Origin of the sequence: Streptomyces sp. NPDC015125 (genome assembly GCF_043080045.1) — a bacterium.
GTDB lineage: Bacteria > Actinomycetota > Actinomycetes > Streptomycetales > Streptomycetaceae > Streptomyces.
Genome location: NZ_JBIBVF010000010.1, coordinates 79,494 through 97,345, shown reverse-complemented (window position 1 = coordinate 97,345; position 17,852 = coordinate 79,494). Strand labels below are relative to the sequence as shown.

13 protein-coding genes are annotated in these 17,852 nt (G+C 70.8%); 5 read left to right on the top strand and 8 right to left on the bottom strand.

The window, feature by feature from the left end; translation table 11 throughout:
- Window positions 1–182: 182 nt before the first annotated feature.
- Both ACF088_RS21980 and metH read right to left on the bottom strand, forming a co-directional pair.
- The gene (locus ACF088_RS21980; protein WP_392377464.1) at window positions 183–896 is read right to left on the bottom strand and encodes an HAD family hydrolase; all 714 of its coding nucleotides are present in this window, start codon (window positions 894–896) and stop codon (window positions 183–185) included.
- 283 nt (window positions 897–1,179) lie between these two features.
- Window positions 1,180–4,689, bottom strand: coding sequence for a methionine synthase (metH, locus tag ACF088_RS21975; RefSeq protein ID WP_392377463.1), 3,510 nt, complete (start codon window positions 4,687–4,689; stop codon window positions 1,180–1,182).
- A 270-nt stretch (window positions 4,690–4,959) separates the two neighbouring features.
- Here metH and ACF088_RS21970 point away from each other — a divergent pair, with 270 nt between their 5' ends.
- The 5 genes from ACF088_RS21970 to ACF088_RS21950 all read left to right on the top strand — a co-directional run bounded on the left by ACF088_RS21970 (window position 4,960) and on the right by ACF088_RS21950 (window position 10,904).
- On the top strand, window positions 4,960–5,724 hold the full coding sequence (locus tag ACF088_RS21970) for an IclR family transcriptional regulator (RefSeq protein ID WP_129297205.1): 765 nt from the start codon (window positions 4,960–4,962) through the stop codon (window positions 5,722–5,724).
- Between the two features lie 229 nt (window positions 5,725–5,953).
- The gene (locus tag ACF088_RS21965) at window positions 5,954–6,742 is read left to right on the top strand and encodes an MIP/aquaporin family protein (RefSeq protein WP_392377462.1); all 789 of its coding nucleotides are present in this window, start codon (window positions 5,954–5,956) and stop codon (window positions 6,740–6,742) included.
- A 49-nt stretch (window positions 6,743–6,791) separates the two neighbouring features.
- A complete protein-coding gene (glpK, locus tag ACF088_RS21960) occupies window positions 6,792–8,342 on the top strand; it encodes a glycerol kinase GlpK (RefSeq protein ID WP_392377461.1) in 1,551 nt (516 codons plus the stop codon).
- A 2-nt stretch (window positions 8,343–8,344) separates the two neighbouring features.
- Entirely contained in the window at window positions 8,345–9,949 is a 1,605-nt protein-coding gene (locus tag ACF088_RS21955; RefSeq protein WP_392377460.1) for an FAD-dependent oxidoreductase, read from the top strand.
- A gap of 283 nt (window positions 9,950–10,232) precedes the next feature.
- The gene (locus tag ACF088_RS21950) at window positions 10,233–10,904 is read left to right on the top strand and encodes a FadR/GntR family transcriptional regulator (RefSeq protein WP_350250011.1); all 672 of its coding nucleotides are present in this window, start codon (window positions 10,233–10,235) and stop codon (window positions 10,902–10,904) included.
- 79 nt (window positions 10,905–10,983) lie between these two features.
- On the opposite strand, the gene ACF088_RS21945 is transcribed toward ACF088_RS21950, so the two are convergent.
- The 6 genes from ACF088_RS21945 to ACF088_RS21920 all read right to left on the bottom strand — a co-directional run bounded on the left by ACF088_RS21945 (window position 10,984) and on the right by ACF088_RS21920 (window position 17,761).
- A complete protein-coding gene (locus ACF088_RS21945; protein WP_392377603.1) occupies window positions 10,984–11,769 on the bottom strand; it encodes an SDR family oxidoreductase in 786 nt (261 codons plus the stop codon).
- Window positions 11,770–11,986: 217 nt separating this feature from the next.
- A complete protein-coding gene (locus ACF088_RS21940; RefSeq protein WP_392377459.1) occupies window positions 11,987–12,844 on the bottom strand; it encodes an amidohydrolase family protein in 858 nt (285 codons plus the stop codon).
- A 177-nt stretch (window positions 12,845–13,021) separates the two neighbouring features.
- Window positions 13,022–13,993: an aldo/keto reductase gene (locus ACF088_RS21935; RefSeq protein ID WP_392377602.1), complete on the bottom strand. Its 972-nt coding sequence runs from the start codon at window positions 13,991–13,993 to the stop codon at window positions 13,022–13,024.
- 38 nt (window positions 13,994–14,031) lie between these two features.
- Complete coding sequence (locus ACF088_RS21930) at window positions 14,032–15,063, bottom strand: ABC transporter permease (protein WP_392377458.1); 1,032 nt, start codon at window positions 15,061–15,063, stop codon at window positions 14,032–14,034.
- Window positions 15,060–16,706, bottom strand: coding sequence for a sugar ABC transporter ATP-binding protein (locus ACF088_RS21925; protein WP_392377601.1), 1,647 nt, complete (start codon window positions 16,704–16,706; stop codon window positions 15,060–15,062). The genes ACF088_RS21930 and ACF088_RS21925 overlap by 4 nt, the downstream gene beginning before the upstream one ends.
- A gap of 20 nt (window positions 16,707–16,726) precedes the next feature.
- Window positions 16,727–17,761, bottom strand: coding sequence for a sugar ABC transporter substrate-binding protein (locus ACF088_RS21920; RefSeq protein WP_392377457.1), 1,035 nt, complete (start codon window positions 17,759–17,761; stop codon window positions 16,727–16,729).
- Window positions 17,762–17,852 lie beyond the last annotated feature (91 nt).

The following is a 17,852-nucleotide window of genomic DNA, read 5'->3' as shown; positions in this document are numbered from 1 at the left end:
CCGCCCAAACCCCCCGGCGCCCCCTCTGGAACACCCATGGGTTCCACTGTCGACGGCCCGGCACGTGAGAAAGGTCACGCGTTCAAGGAACCGTGGCGAGGCCGGAATTCGGTCATCGCATTCGTCACGGAAAATGAGCGGGCCGCTCCCCTCGGTTCTCGGCGGCATTCTCCGGGACACGCTCAGTGCACAGCTCCCCGGCTTTCCGTGATGAGCGTACGGAGAAATGGGAGATCGACTTCTTCGAGCGAGGGCACGACCGTGCGGCCCGCGGCCGGCGGGATCCGGGTCACCGAGGGCACCGCGACGACCGGGCAGCCCGCCGCCTCACCTGCGGTCACACCGGTCAGCGTGTCCTCGATGACCGCACAGCACGCCGGGTCGGCCCCCAGGCGCGCGGCGGCCGTCAGGTACGGGTCCGGGTGCGGTTTGGTGCGCTCCAGGTCGTCGCCCGCCAGGGTCAGCCGGAAGTTCTCCGGGCCCAGGGAATGCAGCATCTGGTCGACGATGGCGCGGTGCGAGGCGGAGACCAGAGCGGTCGGCACCTCGTGGGCGGCCAGCTCGGCCAGCAGTCTGCGGGCGCCCGGCATCAGGGGGACGCCGCGCCCGATCCGGGCCAGGAAGGCGGCATTGAGCAGCACGCTGAGCTCGGTCAGGCTGATGTCGACGCCGGTGGCCTGAATCAGATACCCGGCGCTGCGGGTCATCGGGCCGCCGACCACGACCTCGCGGTGGGTGTCGTCGAGGATGTGGCCGAGCTCGGCAAAGACTTCCGCCTCCGCCTCCCACCAGAATCCCTCGGTGTCGACGAGCGTGCCGTCCAGATCGAGGAATACGGCTTGGAGGGTCGCGGCTTCGGCCGTTCGGGTGCCGACTGCGGGGATGCTGCTGGTCATCCATCCACCTCCGTTGCGACGTCCCCGAAGGGACGAAAGGGCCGGTCGCCATCCCCGGCTGGGGAAACGACCGGCCACTACCGGACCGATAAGTGTACGACGGTACGGGCGGAAATGCGTGGTGACGGAGGTCAGGGCCGTCCCGGAGGGATTCTGGGGCGGCCCTGACCCGCTCACGCGGAATTACCGAGCGTCACGGCGCTGCCCGTGGCGCTCCCGGGCCGCCCCGGAGTCGTGCCCGGGCCGCCCCGGGGGCGCACCCGGTTCGCCCGGGCTCGCCCCGCTACCGCGCGTTGAAGTACTTCGCCTCCGGGTGGTGGATGACGATGGCGTCGGTGGACTGCTCGGGGTGCAGCTGGAACTCCTCGGAGAGCTCGACGCCGATCCGCTCCGGCTGCAGCAGGTCGGCGATCTTGGCGCGGTCCTCCAGATCGGGGCAGGCGCCGTAGCCCAGCGAGAAGCGCGCGCCGCGGTACTTGAGCGCGAACATGTCCTCGACATCGGCCGGGTCCTCGCCCGCGAAGCCCAGCTCGGCGCGGACCCGGGCGTGCCAGTACTCGGCGAGGGCCTCGGCCAACTGGACGGACAGGCCGTGGAGTTCGAGGTAGTCGCGGTAGGAGTTGGCCTCGAAGAGTTCGGCGGTGGCGCCGCCGATCCTGGAGCCGACGGTGACGACCTGGAGGCCGACGACATCCCTCTCGCCGGTCTCCTCGGGGCGGAAGTAGTCGGCCAGACACAGGCGCCGGCCGCGGCGCTGGCGGGGGAAGGTGAAGCGGGTGCGCTCGGTGCCGTCCTCGTGCAGCAGGATCAGGTCCTCGCCCTTGGACACACACGGGAAGTAGCCGTGCACGACGGCGGCTTCCAGCAGGTTCTCGGTCTGGAGCTTGTCGAGCCAGCCGCGCAGCCGGGGGCGGCCCTCGGTCTCCACCAGCTCCTCATACGTCGGGCCGTCGCCCGTGCGGGCCTGCTTGAGGCCCCACTGCCCCTTGAAGAGGGCGCCCTCGTCCAGCCAGGACGCATAGTCGGCGAGCTGGATGCCCTTGACGACACGGGTGCCCCAGAACGGCGGCTCGGGGACCGGGTTGTCGAAGGCGACGTCGGAGCGCACCGCGCCCTCGGGCTCCTCGACCTCCAGCACGGCCGTGTCCCGCTTGGGCACCCGGCGCTGCTTGAGCTCGGGGAGGGTGGCGCCGGGCACGCCGCGCTTGACGGCGATCAGGGCGTCCATCAGCCGCAGGCCCTCGAACGCGTCGCGGGCGTAGCGGACCTCGCCCTCGTAGATCTCGTGGAGGTCCTGTTCGACGTAGGCGCGGGTGAGGGCGGCGCCGCCGAGGATGACGGGGAAGTCGGCCGCCATCTTGCGCTGGTTGAGCTCTTCCAGGTTCTCCTTCATGATCACCGTGGACTTGACCAGGAGACCGGACATCCCGATGACATCGGCGCGGTGTTCCTCGGCGGCTTCCAGGATCGCCGAGACCGGCTGCTTGATGCCGAGGTTGACCACGTTGTAGCCGTTGTTGGACAGGATGATGTCGACGAGGTTCTTGCCGATGTCATGGACGTCGCCGCGGACGGTGGCCAGCACGATGGTGCCCTTGCCCTCGTCGTCCGACTTCTCCATGTGCGGCTCCAGGTAGGCCACCGCGCTCTTCATGACCTCGGCGGACTGCAGCACGAACGGCAGCTGCATCTGCCCCGACCCGAACAGCTCGCCGACGACCTTCATGCCCTCCAGCAGGGTGTCGTTGACGATTTCGAGGGCCGGACGGTCCTGGAGGGCCTCCTCCAGGTCGGTGTCGAGGCCGTTCTTCTCGCCGTCGATGATGCGCCGCTTGAGGCGCTCCTCCAGCGGCAGGGCGAGGAGTTCCTCGGCCCGTCCGGCCTTCATCGACTTGGTGTTGACGCCCTCGAACAGCTCCATCAGCTTCTGCAGCGGGTCGTAGCCCTCGCTGCGCCGGTCGTAGACGAGGTCGAGGGCGGCCTTGACCTGCTCCTCCTCCAGCCGGGCGATCGGCAGGATCTTGCTCGCGTGCACGATCGCGGAGTCCAGGCCGGCCTTGACGCACTCGTCCAGGAAGACGGAGTTGAGGACGATGCGCGCGGCCGGGTTCAGACCGAAGGAGATGTTCGACAGGCCGAGCGTGGTCTGGACGTCCGGGTGACGCCGCTTCAGCTCGCGGATCGCCTCGATGGTGGCGATGCCGTCCTTGCGGGACTCCTCCTGGCCCGTGCAGATGGTGAAGGTCAGGCAGTCGATGAGGATGTCCGACTCGTGGATGCCCCAGTTGCCCGTCAGGTCCTCGATGAGGCGCTCGGCGATGGCGACCTTGTGCTCGACGGTGCGGGCCTGGCCCTCCTCGTCGATGGTCAGCGCGATCAGCGCCGCACCGTGCTCGGCCGCCAGCTCCGTGACCTTCGCGAACCGCGACTCCGGGCCGTCCCCGTCCTCGTAGTTGACGGAGTTGATCACCGCACGGCCGCCGAGCTTCTCCAGTCCGGCCTGGATGACGTTCAGCTCGGTGGAGTCCAGCACGATCGGCAGGGTGGAGGCGGTGGCGAACCGGCCGGCCAGCTCCTCCATGTCGGCCACCCCGTCCCGGCCCACGTAGTCGACGCACAGGTCGAGCATGTGCGCGCCCTCACGGATCTGGTCGCGCGCCAGCTCCACACAGTCGTCCCAGCGGCCCTCCAGCATCGCCTCCCGGAACTTCTTCGACCCGTTGGCGTTCGTCCGCTCGCCGATCGCCAGATACGAGGTGTCCTGGCGGAACGGCACCGTCTGGTACAGCGAGGCGGCGCCCGGCTCGGGGCGCGGCTCACGGGCGGTGGGGGCGGTGCCGCGGACCCGCTCGACGACCTGCCGCAGATGCTCGGGCGTCGTGCCGCAGCAGCCGCCGACCAGGGAGAGGCCGTACTCGGCGACGAAGGTCTCCTGGGCGTCGGCCAGCTCCTCGGCCGTCAGCGGATAGTGCGCCCCGTTCTTGCCCAGCACCGGCAGACCCGCGTTCGGCATGCACGCCAGCGGGATACGGGAGTGCCGGGCCAGGTAGCGCAGGTGCTCGCTCATCTCGGCGGGACCGGTGGCGCAGTTCAGGCCGATCATGTCGATGCCCAGCGGCTCCAGCGCCGTCAGCGCGGCACCGATCTCCGAACCCAGCAGCATGGTGCCGGTCGTCTCCACGGTCACCGAACAGATCACCGGCAGGTTGCTGCCGGTGGCCTTGAGCGCCCGGCGGGCGCCGAGGATGGCGGCCTTGGTCTGCAGGAGGTCCTGGGTGGTCTCCACCAGCAGGGCGTCCGCGCCGCCGGCGATCATGCCCTCGGCGTTCTGCTGGTAGGCGTCACGCAGCGTGACATACGGGGCGTGGCCCAGCGTCGGCAGCTTGGTGCCGGGCCCCATGGAGCCGAGGACGTAGCGCTGCTGACCGGTCGAGGCGGTGAATTCGTCGGCCACCTCACGGGCGATCCGGGCACCGGACTCGGACAGCTCGAAGACCCGCTCGGGAATGTCGTACTCCGCGAGCGCCGCGAAATTCGCACCGAAGGTATTGGTCTCCACGCAGTCGACACCGACCGCGAAGTACTCCTCGTGCACCGAACGCACGATGTCGGGCCGCGTGACATTGAGGATCTCGTTGCAGCCCTCCAGCTGCTGGAAGTCCTCCATGGTCGGATCCTGCGCCTGCAGCATGGTGCCCATCGCCCCGTCGGCGACCACCACCCGCGAGGCCAGCGCCTCACGCAGGGAGGTGACGCGGGACGTGTTGACGGACGTTGGCGTGTTCGAGGCCATGGAGATGCTCCCGTGGTTGCGACGGCTGTCGGCTTTGCACCCTCCTTCAGAGGGCGCACCCGGCCAGCGTAGCTGCCGGTCCGGTACACGTGTTCCCCGTTCCACGCCGTGGACAGCACTGCTCCGCCCCCCTTCCACCCCCCTGCGCGCACCACCCTTGATCGTTGGCAGACTCCGTTCGCCCGGCAAAAGGTTGCAGAACGCTGACCCCAGTCGGCATGGACCGATATCGTTCAGCATTGTCGAACCGCTCACTTCGGAGGTTGCCCGATGGCACGCACCATCCAGTCGCTGGAGCGCGCCGCAGCGATGCTGCGGCTGCTCGCAGGAGGGGAACGGCGACTGGGGCTCTCCGACATCTCCTCCTCGCTGGGACTGGCCAAGGGCACCGCCCACGGCATCCTGCGCACGCTGCAGCAGGAGGGCTTCGTCGAGCAGGACGCCACGTCCGGCCGCTACCAGCTGGGCGCGGAGCTGCTGCGGCTGGGCAACAGCTATCTGGACGTGCACGAGCTGCGCGCCCGGGCCCTCGTCTGGACCGACGATCTGGCCCGCTCCAGCGGCGAGGCCGTCTACCTGGGCGTCCTGCACCAGCAGGGGGTGCTGATCGTCCACCACGTCTTCCGTCCGGACGACAGCCGGCAGGTGCTGGAGGTGGGCGCGATGCACCCGCTGCACAGTACGGCGCTGGGCAAGGTGCTGTCGGCGTACGACCCGGTGGCGCACAGCGAGATCGTCGAGGCGGACCGGACGGCGTTCACGCCGCACACGGTGACCGGCCTGGGGGACTTCGAGCGGCTGCTGGACCTGATCCGGGCGCGGGGCTGGGCCGCGGACGTGGAGGAGACCTGGGAGGGCGTGGCGTCGGTGGCCGCGCCGATCCATGACCGGCGGCGGATGCCGGTGGGTGCGGTGGGCGTCACGGGGGCGGTCGAGCGGGTCTGTCAGGAGGGTGATCTGCGGCCGGAAATCATCGCCGCTGTGAGGGATTGCGCACGCGCTGTGTCCCGGGATCTTGGCGCAGGGCGATTCTGACCGGATTCACCCCATAAGTTCACCTAAGTTTTTCGCCACGGAACCCTTGACGGGGTTCTACCGGTGAACAAAACTGCCGTTCGTCGGTCGGCATTGTCGAACACCTAACGGCAATATTCGCTATGGTGGGGCATTGCCGCGGGCCGACCACCGCCCTCTAGGAGGGCGCGGACCACCGGACGGGACCCGGGGTTCGCCTTCCCCTGGACGAAGGACAAAGGAGTCGCGGGTGTCCAGCTCCGACATCTTCATCAGCGAGACCATCGGTACCGCTGTTCTGATCTTGCTCGGCGGTGGCGTCTGCGCCGCCGTCACCTTCAAGCGCTCCAAGGCGTTCAACGCCGGATGGGTCGCCATCGCCTTCGGGTGGGGCTTCGCCGTCCTCACGGGTGCCTACATCGCCGCGAAGTCCGGCGCCAACCTCAACCCTGCGGTCACCATCGGTCTCGCCATCAAGGGCGGCATCGAGTGGAGCCAGGTGCCGGTCTACTTCGCCGGCGAGATGCTCGGCGCCATGATCGGCGCGGTGCTGGTGTGGATCACCTACTACGGGCAGTTCCAGGCCCATCTGAGTGACCCCGAGGTGCTGGCCGACGACACCTGCGAGGAGGGCATGGTCGACCAGTCGGCCGCGCCGTCGGCCGGACCGGTCCTCGGCATCTTCTCCACCGGCCCGGAGATCCGGAACGCGGTGCAGAACCTGGCCACCGAGATCATCGCCACCGTCGTGCTCGTGCTGGCGATCCTCACGCTCGGTCTGAGCGACAACGGAAAGGGCGTCGGCGTCATCGGCACCCTGCTGGTCGCGCTGGTCGTCACCGGCATCGGTCTGTCGCTGGGCGGTCCGACCGGGTACGCGATCAACCCGGTCCGCGACCTCGGTCCGCGCATTGTGCATGCGCTGCTGCCCCTGAAGAACAAGGGCGGTTCAGACTGGGGTTACGCCTGGATTCCGGTCGTCGGCCCGCTCGTCGGCGGAGCCATCGCCGGGGGCATCTACCAGGTGGCGTTCGCCTGAGCCGCCTGACCGCCCCGACTCCGCCCGCACAGACTTCTTGGAGCACACCATGAGCGACACCACCAGCGCTTCCTCCCACGGGCACGGCCCGTTCATCGCGGCCATCGACCAGGGCACCACGTCCAGCCGCTGCATCGTCTTCGACAAGGACGGCCGGATCGTCTCGGTCGACCAGAAGGAACACGAGCAGATCTTCCCGAAGCCGGGCTGGGTCGAGCACGACGCCACCGAGATCTGGAACAACGTCCAGCAGGTCGTCGACAGCGCCGTCCACAAGGCCGGGCTCACCGCCGCCGACGTCAAGGCGATCGGTATCACCAACCAGCGCGAGACCACCCTCCTGTGGGACCGCACCACCGGTGAGCCCGTCCACAACGCCATCGTCTGGCAGGACACCCGCACCGACGCGCTCTGCAAGGAGCTCGGCCGCAACGTCGGCCAGGACCGCTTCCGCCGCGAGACCGGCCTGCCGCTGGCCTCGTACTTCGCCGGCCCGAAGATCCGCTGGCTGCTCGACAACGTCGAGGGCCTGCGCGAGCGCGCCGAGCGCGGCGACATCCTCTTCGGCACCATGGATTCCTGGGTCATCTGGAACCTGACCGGCGGGGTCGACGGCGGCGTGCACGTCACCGACGTCACCAACGCCTCGCGCACCATGCTGATGAACCTCCACCGCCTGGAGTGGGACCCGAAGATCCTGACGTCGATGGAGATCCCGGCGGCCGTCCTGCCGGAGATCAAGTCGTCCGCCGAGGTCTACGGCCGTACCACCAGCGGTGTGCTGGCCGGTGTCCCGGTCGCCTCGGCGCTCGGTGACCAGCAGGCCGCGCTGTTCGGCCAGACCTGCTTCGAGCAGGGCGAGGCCAAGTCCACGTACGGCACCGGCACCTTCATGCTGATGAACACCGGCCACGAGCCGGTGAACTCCTACAACGGACTGCTGACCACGGTCGGCTACCGCATCGGCGACCAGCAGCCGGTCTACGCCCTGGAAGGCTCCATCGCCGTCACCGGCTCGCTCGTCCAGTGGATGCGCGACCAGATGGGCCTGATCAACAGCGCGGCCGAGATCGAGACCCTGGCCAGCACGGTCGAGGACAACGGCGGCGCGTACTTCGTGCCGGCCTTCTCCGGCCTGTTCGCCCCCTACTGGCGCTCGGACGCGCGCGGTGTCATCGCGGGCCTGACCCGCTACGTCACCAAGGCGCACATCGCGCGCGCCGTACTCGAGGCCACCGCCTGGCAGACCCGCGAGATCACCGACGCCATGACCAAGGACTCCGGCGTCGAGCTGACCGCGCTCAAGGTCGACGGCGGAATGACCTCCAACAACCTGCTGATGCAGACCATCTCGGACTTCCTGGACGCGCCCGTGGTGCGCCCGATGGTCGCCGAGACGACCTGCCTCGGCGCCGCCTACGCGGCCGGACTGGCCGTCGGCTTCTGGTCCAGCACCGACGAACTGCGCGCCAACTGGCGCCGGGCCGCCGAGTGGACCCCCCGGATGGATGCGGCCACCCGTGACCGCGAGTACAAGAGCTGGCTCAAGGCTGTGGAACGTTCCATGGGCTGGCTCGATGACAGCACTGTCGAGGAGTAAAAATGAGCACCCTGCAGAGCGTCCCGGCACTCGGGACGCACCCGGCCAGTGGTTCGCACGCGAGCCGCGCCGAGACTCGGGAGCAGCTTTCCAAGGCGACGTACGACCTCCTGGTGATCGGCGGCGGCATCCTGGGCATCTCCACCGCCTGGCACGCCGCCCAGGCCGGACTGCGGGTTGCCCTGGTGGACGCCGGTGACTTCGCCGGCGCCACCTCCTCCGCCTCCTCCAAGCTGCTGCACGGCGGTCTGCGCTACCTGCAGACCGGCGCGGTCAAGCTGGTGGCGGAGAACCACTTCGAGCGGCGTGCGGTGTCCCGCGAGGTCGCACCGCACCTCGCCAACCCCCTGACCTTCTACCTGCCCGTCTACAAGGGCGGCCCGCACGGCGCGGCCAAGCTCGGTGCGGGCGTGTTCGCCTACTCGGCGCTGTCCGCGTTCGGCGACGGCGTCGGTCACGTCATATCCCCGGCCAAGGCCCAGCGCGACGTGCCGGAGCTGCGGACGGACAACCTCAAGGCCGTGGCCGTGTACGGCGACGACCAGATGAACGACTCCCGGATGGCCCTGATGACCGTCCGTGCGGCGGTCGAGGCCGGCGCCACGGTCCTCAACCACGCCGAGGTCACCGGCCTGCGCTTCACCCAGGGCCGGGTCACCGGTGCGGAGCTCAAGGACCGCATGGAGGGCGCGGAGTTCGGCGTCAACGCCCGCCTGGTGCTCAACGCCACCGGCCCGTGGGTGGACCACCTGCGCAAGATGGAGGACGCGAACGCGGCCCCCTCCATCCGGCTGTCGAAGGGTGCGCACCTGGTCCTCAAGCGGACCGCGCCGTGGAAGGCCGCGCTGGCCACCCCGATCGACAAGTACCGCATCACCTTCGCCCTCCCCTGGGAGGACATGCTGCTGCTGGGCACCACGGACGAGGAGTTCGAGGGCGACCCGGCGGATGTCGCGGTCACCGAGAAGGACACCGCCCAGATCCTGGACGAGGCGGCCTTCTCCGTCCGCGACCAGCAGCTGTCGCGCGATCTGATCACGTACTCCTTCGCGGGTCTGCGGGTGCTGCCCGGCGGTCCCGGCGACACCTCCAAGGCCAAGCGCGAGACGGTCGTGACCGAGGGCAGCGGCGGCATGCTGTCGGTGGCCGGCGGCAAGTGGACGACCTTCCGGCACATCGGCCGTACGGTCATGAACAAGCTCGCCGCGCTGCCCGGCCACCCGCTGGCCGAGGACATGGAGCCGATCGCGCAGCTGCCGAAGAAGCTCCCGCTGCCCGGTATCGCCAATCCGAACGCGGTCGCGCACCGGCTGCTCGTCGACGGCGGTACGCCCGGTCCGCGGATGGCCCCGGAGACCGCGCGACACCTCGCCACCCACTACGGTTCGCTGTCCTTCGACATCGCCCGGCTGGCGAACGACAACCCGGCACTGGCCGAGCGCGTCCACCCCGATGCGCCGGAGATCTGGGCCCAGGTCGCCTACGCCCGTGACAACGAGTGGGCCGAGACGGTCGACGATGTGCTGCGGCGCCGTACCACGCTGATGATCCGTGGCCTGGACACGGAGGACGTGCGGGCCAAGGTCAAGGACATGCTGGCCGGCTGACGGCGGCACCGGGCCGCTGCGGGCGGCGGCGGGGAGCTGACGGCGCCTCAACGGTGACGTACGGCGCATGACGATGGGGCGGTCCACGGGGCCGCCCCATCGTCGTGGCCACGGACAGCACCGCGGACGGGGCGGACGGGAGCGGACGGCGGGGGACAGCGGCGGACGGCGGCGGACGGCGGCGGCGTGCCGGGTCATAATGAGCTCAGACATCGGATGTCTGTGAGGGCATCCGGGGCGGTATCCGGGCGGCATTCGGGCGGGTCCGAGCGGGGAGGTCGGCATGGCGGTCACCGACGAGGCCATCGAGAAGATCAAGGGCATGATCGTCTCCGGCGCACTGCGGCCGGGTGACCGGCTGCCGAAGGAGAGCGAGCTGGCGGCCGAGCTCGGCCTGTCCCGTAATTCACTGCGCGAGGCGGTCCGCGCGCTCTCCCTCATCCGCATCCTGGATGTGCGCCAGGGCGACGGTACGTATGTCACCAGCCTCGATCCGCAACTCCTGCTGGAGGCCATGAGCTTCGTGGTGGACTTCCACCGCGATGACACCGTGCTGGAGTTCCTCGCCGTCCGCCGGATCCTGGAGCCGGCCGCCACGGCCATGGCGGCCGGCCGGATCGGCCTGGAGGAACTGAACGCCCTGGAGGCCCAGTTGAACGCGCTGGGGCCGAGTCCCTCGGTCGAGGATCTGGTCGCCTGCGATCTGGAGTTCCACCGCGGGATCGTCGCGGCATCCGGCAACTCCGTGCTCTGCTCGCTGCTGGACGGGCTGTCCGGGCCGACCACCCGGGCCAGGATCTGGCGGGGGCTGACGCAGAAGGACGCGGTGACCCGCACCCTCACCGAGCACCGGGCGATCCTCGGCGCGCTGCGCGACCGGGACGCGGAGGCGGCGCGGGCGTGGGCGACGGTGCATATCGCCAGTGTGGAGCAGTGGTTGCGCGCGTCGCTGTGAGGCCCGGTGCCGCCCCGGTCGTTGGCGCCCCCGTGCCGCCCCCGTGGTGCCCCCGCGGTGGTCCCTCCGGCGCTCCCGGTCAGGCCGCGAAGCCTCCGTCCACCGCGATCGAGGCGCCCGAGATGTACCGTCCGCCCTCGCCCGCCAGATGGGCCACGGTCGCCGCGACATCCCAGGCCCGGCCGTACGCCCCCAGGGCGGTGAGCCCGGCCTGCATCGTTGCGCTCTCGCCGTCGGCCGGGTTCATATCGGTGTCGATGGGGCCCGGGGTGATGAGGTTGGCGGTGATACCGCGCGGCCCCAGCTCCTTGGCCAGGGTCCGGGTCAGACCGGTGAGGGCGGCCTTGCTGGTGGCGTAGAGGGTGCCGCCGGGGAAGGCGACCCGCTCGGCCATGCAGCTGCCGATGGAGATGATCCGGCCGCCCTCGGCCAGATGAGCGGCCGCGGCCTGCGCCGCCAGGAACGGGGCCCGGACATTGGTCCGCAGCACCCGGTCGACATCGTCGAGGGAGATCTCCTCCAAGGGGCCGAGCACGCCGATGCCCGCGTTGTTCACCAGGATGTCCAGCCGCCCGAACCGTTCGACGGTGCCGGCCACCGAGGCCCGCACCGCTTCCGCGTCACCGCTGTCGGCCCGTACCGCCCAGGCCTGCCCGCCGTCCTGCTCGATCTCCTTGACGACCTGGCCGGCCTTGTCCTGCCGGCTCTGATAGGTCAGGGCCACCGCCGCGCCGTCGGCGGCCAGCCGCAGCGCCGTCGCCTCCCCGATGCCCCGGCTGCCGCCGGTCACCAGGGCCACCTTGCCGGTGAGCGGCCGGGTGCCGTGCGCCTCCGCAGTCCCCGTCGTCGCCGTCACGGCCGCCATCACGGTCGCCGTCATCACGATCTCCGCCATCGTCATCACCTTCGCATCGAGTCGTCCGTCGTCGTCCGCAGCCGTCCGCAGTCCCACGGAGCCGGCCGCAGTCCTACGGAGCCGGCCGCAGTCCGCACCCGGTACACCGCTTTGCCGGTGTTCTCCGTGGTGCGACTCGATCCTCCGGCGACGCGGATTCCGAAGCTGGCGGAATCCGGACGCCGCTTCAGCGGCCCGGCGGCCCCTGCGCGGCCGGCGCCCCGACGCCGTACACCCGCCCCGCAGTTCCCCCGAAGACGTCCGCCCGTTCGGCCGGGCCGAGGTGAGCCGTCGCCGACTCCGCGAGCGCCACGACGTCTTCGTAGCCGGCCGCCAGCGTGCACACCGGCCAGTCGGAGCCGAACATCACCCGGCCCGGGCCGAAGGCCTCCAGGACGTGCCGGGCATAGGGCAGGATCTGCTGCGGCCGCCAGGACTCCCAGTCGGCCTCGGTGACCAGCCCGGACAGTTTGCAGCTGATGTTCGGCAACCCGGCGAGCGCGGTGAGGGCGTGCGCCCAGGGCTGCCAGTCCCCCGTCGCGACCGCCGGTTTGGCGGCGTGGTCCAGCACGAAGGCCAGCTGGGGCACGGCGCGTACGGCGGCGTGCGCGGCGGGCAGTTCCCGCGGGGTGACCAGCAGGTCGTAGACCAGCCCGGCGTCGGCCACGATGCCCAGGCCCCGGAGCACGTCCGGACGCAGGAGCCAGTCGGGGTCCGGTTCGTCCTGCACCTGGTGCCGGATGCCCACCAGTTGGGCGGGCAGCGCCGCGAGGACCTCGGCGAGCGCCGGGTCGCGGAGGTCGGCCCAGCCGACGACACCGGCGACCGGCCCCTCCCCCGCCGCAAGGGTGAGCAGTTCGGCGGTCTCCTCGTACGAGGGCGACGACTGGACGAGGATCGTGCCGTCGAGGCCGTGCGCGGTCAGCTGCGGGGTGAGGTCGCTCAGCGCATAACTGCGGCGGATCGGATCGGCCCACGGCCCGTCCATCCACGGCTGCTCGCGCCGGTTCGGATCCCACAGATGGTGATGGGCGTCGATACGCATCAGGGGCGCGCTCCGGGGTCGGGTTCGTCGGGCTCGGCGCCCGGGTCGGGTTCGTCGGGCTCGGCGTCGTCGGGCTCGGCGTCGGCGGGCTCGGCGTCGGCGGGCTCGGCGTCGGCGTCGGCGTCGGCGTCGGCGTCGGCGTCGGCGTCGGCTTCGGCTTCGGCTTCGGCTTCGGGCTCAGTCGTGCAAGGGCAGCGGCAGATCGGGGTCGAGCAGGCCGCGGGCGACGAGCGTATGCCACAGCTCGTCCGGGATGTGACGGGTGAACAGCGCGGCATTCTCGGCCATCTCCTCGGGACCGGCGGCGCCGACGACGGCGGAGGCGACGGCACGGTGCCCGAAGGGGAACCGGAGCGCGGCGGCCTTGAGGGGGACGGCGAACTGTGCGCAGACGGCGGCAAGTTGACGTGCCCGGTCGAGGAGGGCGGGCGGCGCGGGCGCGTAGTTGTAGGGCGCGCCGGGGGACGGGTCCGCCAGCAGACCGGAGTTGTAGACGCCTCCGACGACCACGGAGGTGCCGCGGCGTTCGCACTCCGGCAGCAGATCGTCGAAGGCGGTGCGCTCCAGCAGGGTCCAGCGGCCGGCGCAGAGCACCACATCCACGTCCAGGTCGGCGACCAGGCGGGCCAGCAGATCGCTGTGGTTCATGCCGAAGCCGATGGCGCGCACCATGTGCTCGGCGCGCAGCTCGGCAAGGGCCGGGAAGCCGGTCTCGTACACCGCCCGCAACTGGTCCTCGACGTCGTGGAGGTAGACGATGTCGACGGCATCCACGCCGAGCCGCTCCAGGGACGCGTCCAGTGTGGCGCGGATACCGTCGCGGGAGAGGTCCCGTACCCGGGCCCGGGCGGGGGTGTCCACAAAACCTTCGCCGGCTGCCCGCTCCCCCGGCGCGAGCGGCCGCAGCCGGCGGCCGACCTTGGTGGAGAGGGTGTAGCCGGTGCGGTCGCGGCCGCGCAGGGCACGGCCGAGGCGTTCCTCGGACAGGCCCACGCCGTAGTGCGGGGCGGTGTCGAAGTAGCCGGCGCCGGTGGCGAGGGCGGTGTGGACGACGCGCTGCGCCTGCTCCTCGGGGATGGCGCGGTAGAGGTTGCCGAGCGGTGCGCAGCCCAGACCCAGGGGCGGGACGGTGACACCGGTCCGTCCCAGCTCTCTCGGCCCCTGCGGGGGACAGTGCACGGCGGGCTTCAGTCCTGCTTCTCGCCGCTGGTGAACCGGGAGATGACCAGCGCGATGATGATGATCATGCCATTGAGGAACTGGGTCCACAGCGGTGGCACTCCGCCCAGTGTCATCACATTGATGACGAGCTGGAGCGTGAGGACGCCGGTGAGCGCGCCGAAGAGGGTGCCCCGGCCGCCCTTGAGGCTGATGCCGCCGATCACCGCGGCGGCGAAGACCTGGAAGATCCAGCCGTTGCCCTGGCTGGCGGAGACCGCGCCGTAGTGGCCGGTGTAGAGGATCCCCGCGAAGGCGGCGAGCAGTCCGCCGACGGCCAGCACGATCCAGGTGAGGCGGTCCACCCGGATACCGGCCGCGCGGGCCGCCTCCGGGTTGCCGCCGATGGCGTACAGCGCCCGCCCGTGCCGGAGGTAGCCGAGGGCCGCGCCGCCGAGCGCGAAGAGGGCGAGGCAGATCCAGACGGCGGCCGGGATGCCCAGCCAGTCGGCCTGGCCCAAGTAGGCGAAGGATTCCGGGACATTGCCGATGGACCGGCCCTCCGAGACGCCCACCTGCAGGCCGCGGAGCATGGTGAGCATGCCGAGGGTGGCGATGAAGCCGTTGACCCGCAGGGTGAGGATGAGGAAGCCGTTGGCGGCGCCGATCGCCGCGCCCACGGCCAGGCAGAGCGGGATCGCCGTCCATGCGGGGAAGAGTTCCAGCCCGGCGAAGCGGCCGCCGTGTGCGGGCATCACCAGCCACAGGGCGATCACGGGTGCCAGGCCGATGGTGGACTCCAACGACAGGTCCATCCGCCCGCTGATGAGGATGAGCGCCTCGCCGAGCACCAGCAGGCCCAGCTCCGTGGACTGCTGGATGACGCCGATGAGGTTGTCCTGGGTGAGGAACGCGGGCGACACGATGAAGCCGATGAGGCCCAGCACGAAGATCACCGGCACCAGGGAGAGATCCCGCCAGCGGGCCGGATCGACCCGGGGCCGTCGGCGCGGCGGGCGCTCCACCACGTCGGTGGCCGGCGGCGCTACGGTCTCGGTCATGGCGCGGTCCCTTCCGTTCCTTGCGGTCCTTCCGGTCCTTCCGGTCCTTCCGGTCCTTGCCTTCGTTCCGTTCCTGGCGTGGTACGGGTGTCCGGTGCGGGGGCACGGCCGGGGTCGGACGGGCCGGGCCGGACGCCCTCGCCGGCGCCGCCCGCCATGCCCTCCATCGCGGCGACCAGTTCGTGGTCGCGCCAGCCGGCGGCGAATTCGGCGGTCACCCGGCCGTGGAAGACCGCCAGCACCCGGTCGCAGATCCGCAGATCGTCCAGTTCGTCGGAGACGATCAGGGCGCCGCTGCCGCCGTCCGCGACCTCCCGTACGACGCCCAGCAGCGCGTCCTTGGACTTGACGTCGACGCCGTTGGTGGGCCGGACGGCGACCAGCACGGCGGGCTCGCGGGCCAGCGCACGGGCGATCACGACCTTCTGCTGGTTGCCGCCGGAGAGCCCGGACACCGGCTGGCCCGGCCCGGTGGTCCGGATGTCCAGTGCCGCGATCATCCGGCGGGCGAACGCGCGGGTCCGGGAGGGCAGTACGGTGCCCATCGGCCCGAGCTGGTCGGCGACGGTGAGCGTGGCGTTCTCGGCAACGCTGCGGCCCGGGACGAGCCCTTCGCGGTGCCGGTCCTCGGGGACGTAACCGATGCCCGCGGCGAGGGCGTGCGGCACGCTGCCGGTACGGACCGGCCGCCCGCGCACCGTGATCCGGCCGCCGTCGGGGGCGCGCAGCCCCGCCAGCGTCTGGCCGATCGCGGTGTTGCCGCTGGCCGTGGCGCCCGCGAGCCCCACCACCTCCCCGGCCCGTACGGTCAGGTCGAGCGGCGCGAAGTGCCCGTCGGCGGCCAGCCCTTGCGTACGCAGTAGCGTCTCCCCGGCCGGCCGCGCGCCCGTCCGCGGCTGCCGCGCGGGGCCCGCCTCCTCACCCGTCATCGCCGCCACCAGCGCTTCCTTGGCCAGCCCCGGGACGGGTGCGGTCAGCACATGCCGGGCGTCACGGAAGACGGTGACGGTGTCGCACAGCTCGTGGACCTCCTGGAGGTGGTGCGAGATGAACAGGAAAGCCACTCCCCGGTCGCGCAGTTCACGCAGTTTGCCGAAGAGCCGGTCGATGCCGGCGGCGTCCAGCCGGGCGGTGGGCTCATCGAGGATGATCAGCCCGGCGCCGAAGGACAGCGCGCGGGCGATCTCCACGAACTGCCGCTGCTCGACGCCGAGTTCCTTGATCCGGGCGGCCGGGTCGACCTCGACGCCGTACCCGGCGAGCAGCTCGCGGGCCCGTTCGCGCAGCGCCCGCCAGCGGATGGTGTGTCCGCCCCGGAAGCGGCCCAGGTAGAGGTTCTCCGCGACGGTCAGCTCCGGCACGGTCATCGACTTCTGGTAGACGCAGGCGGCCTTGCGCTGCCAGGCGGCGGTGTCACCCCAGCCGGGCGCGGGCGCGCCGCCGAAGGTGACCCGGCCGGCGTCCGGGCGCTCCATGCCGGTCAGTACGGACACCAGGGTGGATTTGCCGGCGCCGTTGCGGCCGACGAGGGCGTGCGCCTCTCCCGGGCGTACGGTCAGCCGGGCGCCGTCGAGGGCGACGGTGGGGCCGTAGCGCTTGACGATTCCCTCGGCGTGCACCGCCGCCGCGGGCTGGCCGGACATCACCTCGTCCGCCTCCACCGCTACTTCTTCTTCTCGTCGAGCTGGTTGGCCCACAGTTTCTTGTCGTCGACGGTCGCCTTGGTGACCAGGGGCGCCGGCAGCTGGTCCTCCAGGCCGTTCTTGATCTTCACGATGGTCGAGCCGTGGTCGGTGGGGCCCGGCGTGAAGGTCTTCCCTGCCAGCCCGGCCTTGGCGTAGTACAGGGCGTACTTGGCATACAGATCGGCGGGCTGGGAGAGGGTGGCGTCGATCTTTCCGGCGCGAATCGCGTCCAGTTCGTCCGGGATGCCGTCGTTGGAGATGATGGTGATGTGCCCGTCGGAGCCGGCCGGCCGCAGGAGTTTCTTCTGTTCCAGGAGGGCGAGCGTCGGCTGCAGGAAGGCGCCGCCGGCCTGCAGATAGATGCCGTTGACGTCCGGGTGCTGGGCGAGCAGGCTCTGCAGCTTGCCGGAGGCGACCTCGCCCTTCCAGTCGGTGGCCAGCTCGTGCACGGTGATCTTCGGGAACTTCTTCTTCATGCACGCCGCGAACGCCTCGGAACGGTCCCGTCCGTTGATCGAGCTGAGGTCGCCCTGGAGTTCGGCGACCCGCCCCTTGCCGCCGAGTTTCCGGCCGAGGTAGTCGCAGGACTTCTCGCCGTAGGCGCGGTTGTCGGCACGTACGACCATGTAGACCTTGCCCTCGTCGGGGCGGGTGTCGACGCTCACCACCGGGATCTTCTTCTCCGCCAGGCGCTGCAGCGCGGCGGCGATGGCCCCGGTGTCCTGCGGCGCCATGACGATGGCCTTGGCGCCCTGGTCGGTGAGCGCCTGCACATTGGAGACGACCTTGGCGATGTCGTTCTGCGAGTTGGACAGCGGCAGCGCGGCCGGTCCGCCGTGGTCCAGATCCTTTTCGAGGTACTGCTGGTAGGAGTTCCAGAAGTCGGTGTCCGTACGGGGCATATCGATGCCGATCCTGCCGCCCGCGGCGCTGCTGCCGCGGTTGCAGCCGGCGAGCGCGGCGGTGGCGAGCAGCGCGGCACAGGCCGCCGCGCCGGTCGTACGCAGTCTCATGGGTGGTCCCTCGGTCGTGGTGTGCGGCTGGTGCGGGGTGCTGCTGGTGCGGGGTGCGGCTGGTGCGGGTCGTGGCCGGAATACGGTCGCG

What these genes read in the sequence shown, in the direction of transcription:
- ACF088_RS21980 (WP_392377464.1), bottom strand. Translation starts at nt 896, where the DNA reads ATGACCAGCAGCATCCCCGCAGTCGGCACCCGAACGGCCGAAGCCGCG.
- metH (WP_392377463.1), bottom strand. Translation starts at nt 4,689, where the DNA reads ATGGCCTCGAACACGCCAACGTCCGTCAACACGTCCCGCGTCACCTCC.
- ACF088_RS21970 (WP_129297205.1), top strand. Translation starts at nt 4,960, where the DNA reads ATGGCACGCACCATCCAGTCGCTGGAGCGCGCCGCAGCGATGCTGCGG.
- glpK (WP_392377461.1), top strand. Translation starts at nt 6,792, where the DNA reads ATGAGCGACACCACCAGCGCTTCCTCCCACGGGCACGGCCCGTTCATC.
- ACF088_RS21955 (WP_392377460.1), top strand. Translation starts at nt 8,345, where the DNA reads ATGAGCACCCTGCAGAGCGTCCCGGCACTCGGGACGCACCCGGCCAGT.
- ACF088_RS21950 (WP_350250011.1), top strand. Translation starts at nt 10,233, where the DNA reads ATGGCGGTCACCGACGAGGCCATCGAGAAGATCAAGGGCATGATCGTC.
- ACF088_RS21945 (WP_392377603.1), bottom strand. Translation starts at nt 11,769, where the DNA reads ATGGCGGCCGTGACGGCGACGACGGGGACTGCGGAGGCGCACGGCACC.
- ACF088_RS21940 (WP_392377459.1), bottom strand. Translation starts at nt 12,844, where the DNA reads ATGCGTATCGACGCCCATCACCATCTGTGGGATCCGAACCGGCGCGAG.
- ACF088_RS21930 (WP_392377458.1), bottom strand. Translation starts at nt 15,063, where the DNA reads ATGACCGAGACCGTAGCGCCGCCGGCCACCGACGTGGTGGAGCGCCCG.
- ACF088_RS21925 (WP_392377601.1), bottom strand. Translation starts at nt 16,706, where the DNA reads ATGTCCGGCCAGCCCGCGGCGGCGGTGCACGCCGAGGGAATCGTCAAG.
- ACF088_RS21920 (WP_392377457.1), bottom strand. Translation starts at nt 17,761, where the DNA reads ATGAGACTGCGTACGACCGGCGCGGCGGCCTGTGCCGCGCTGCTCGCC.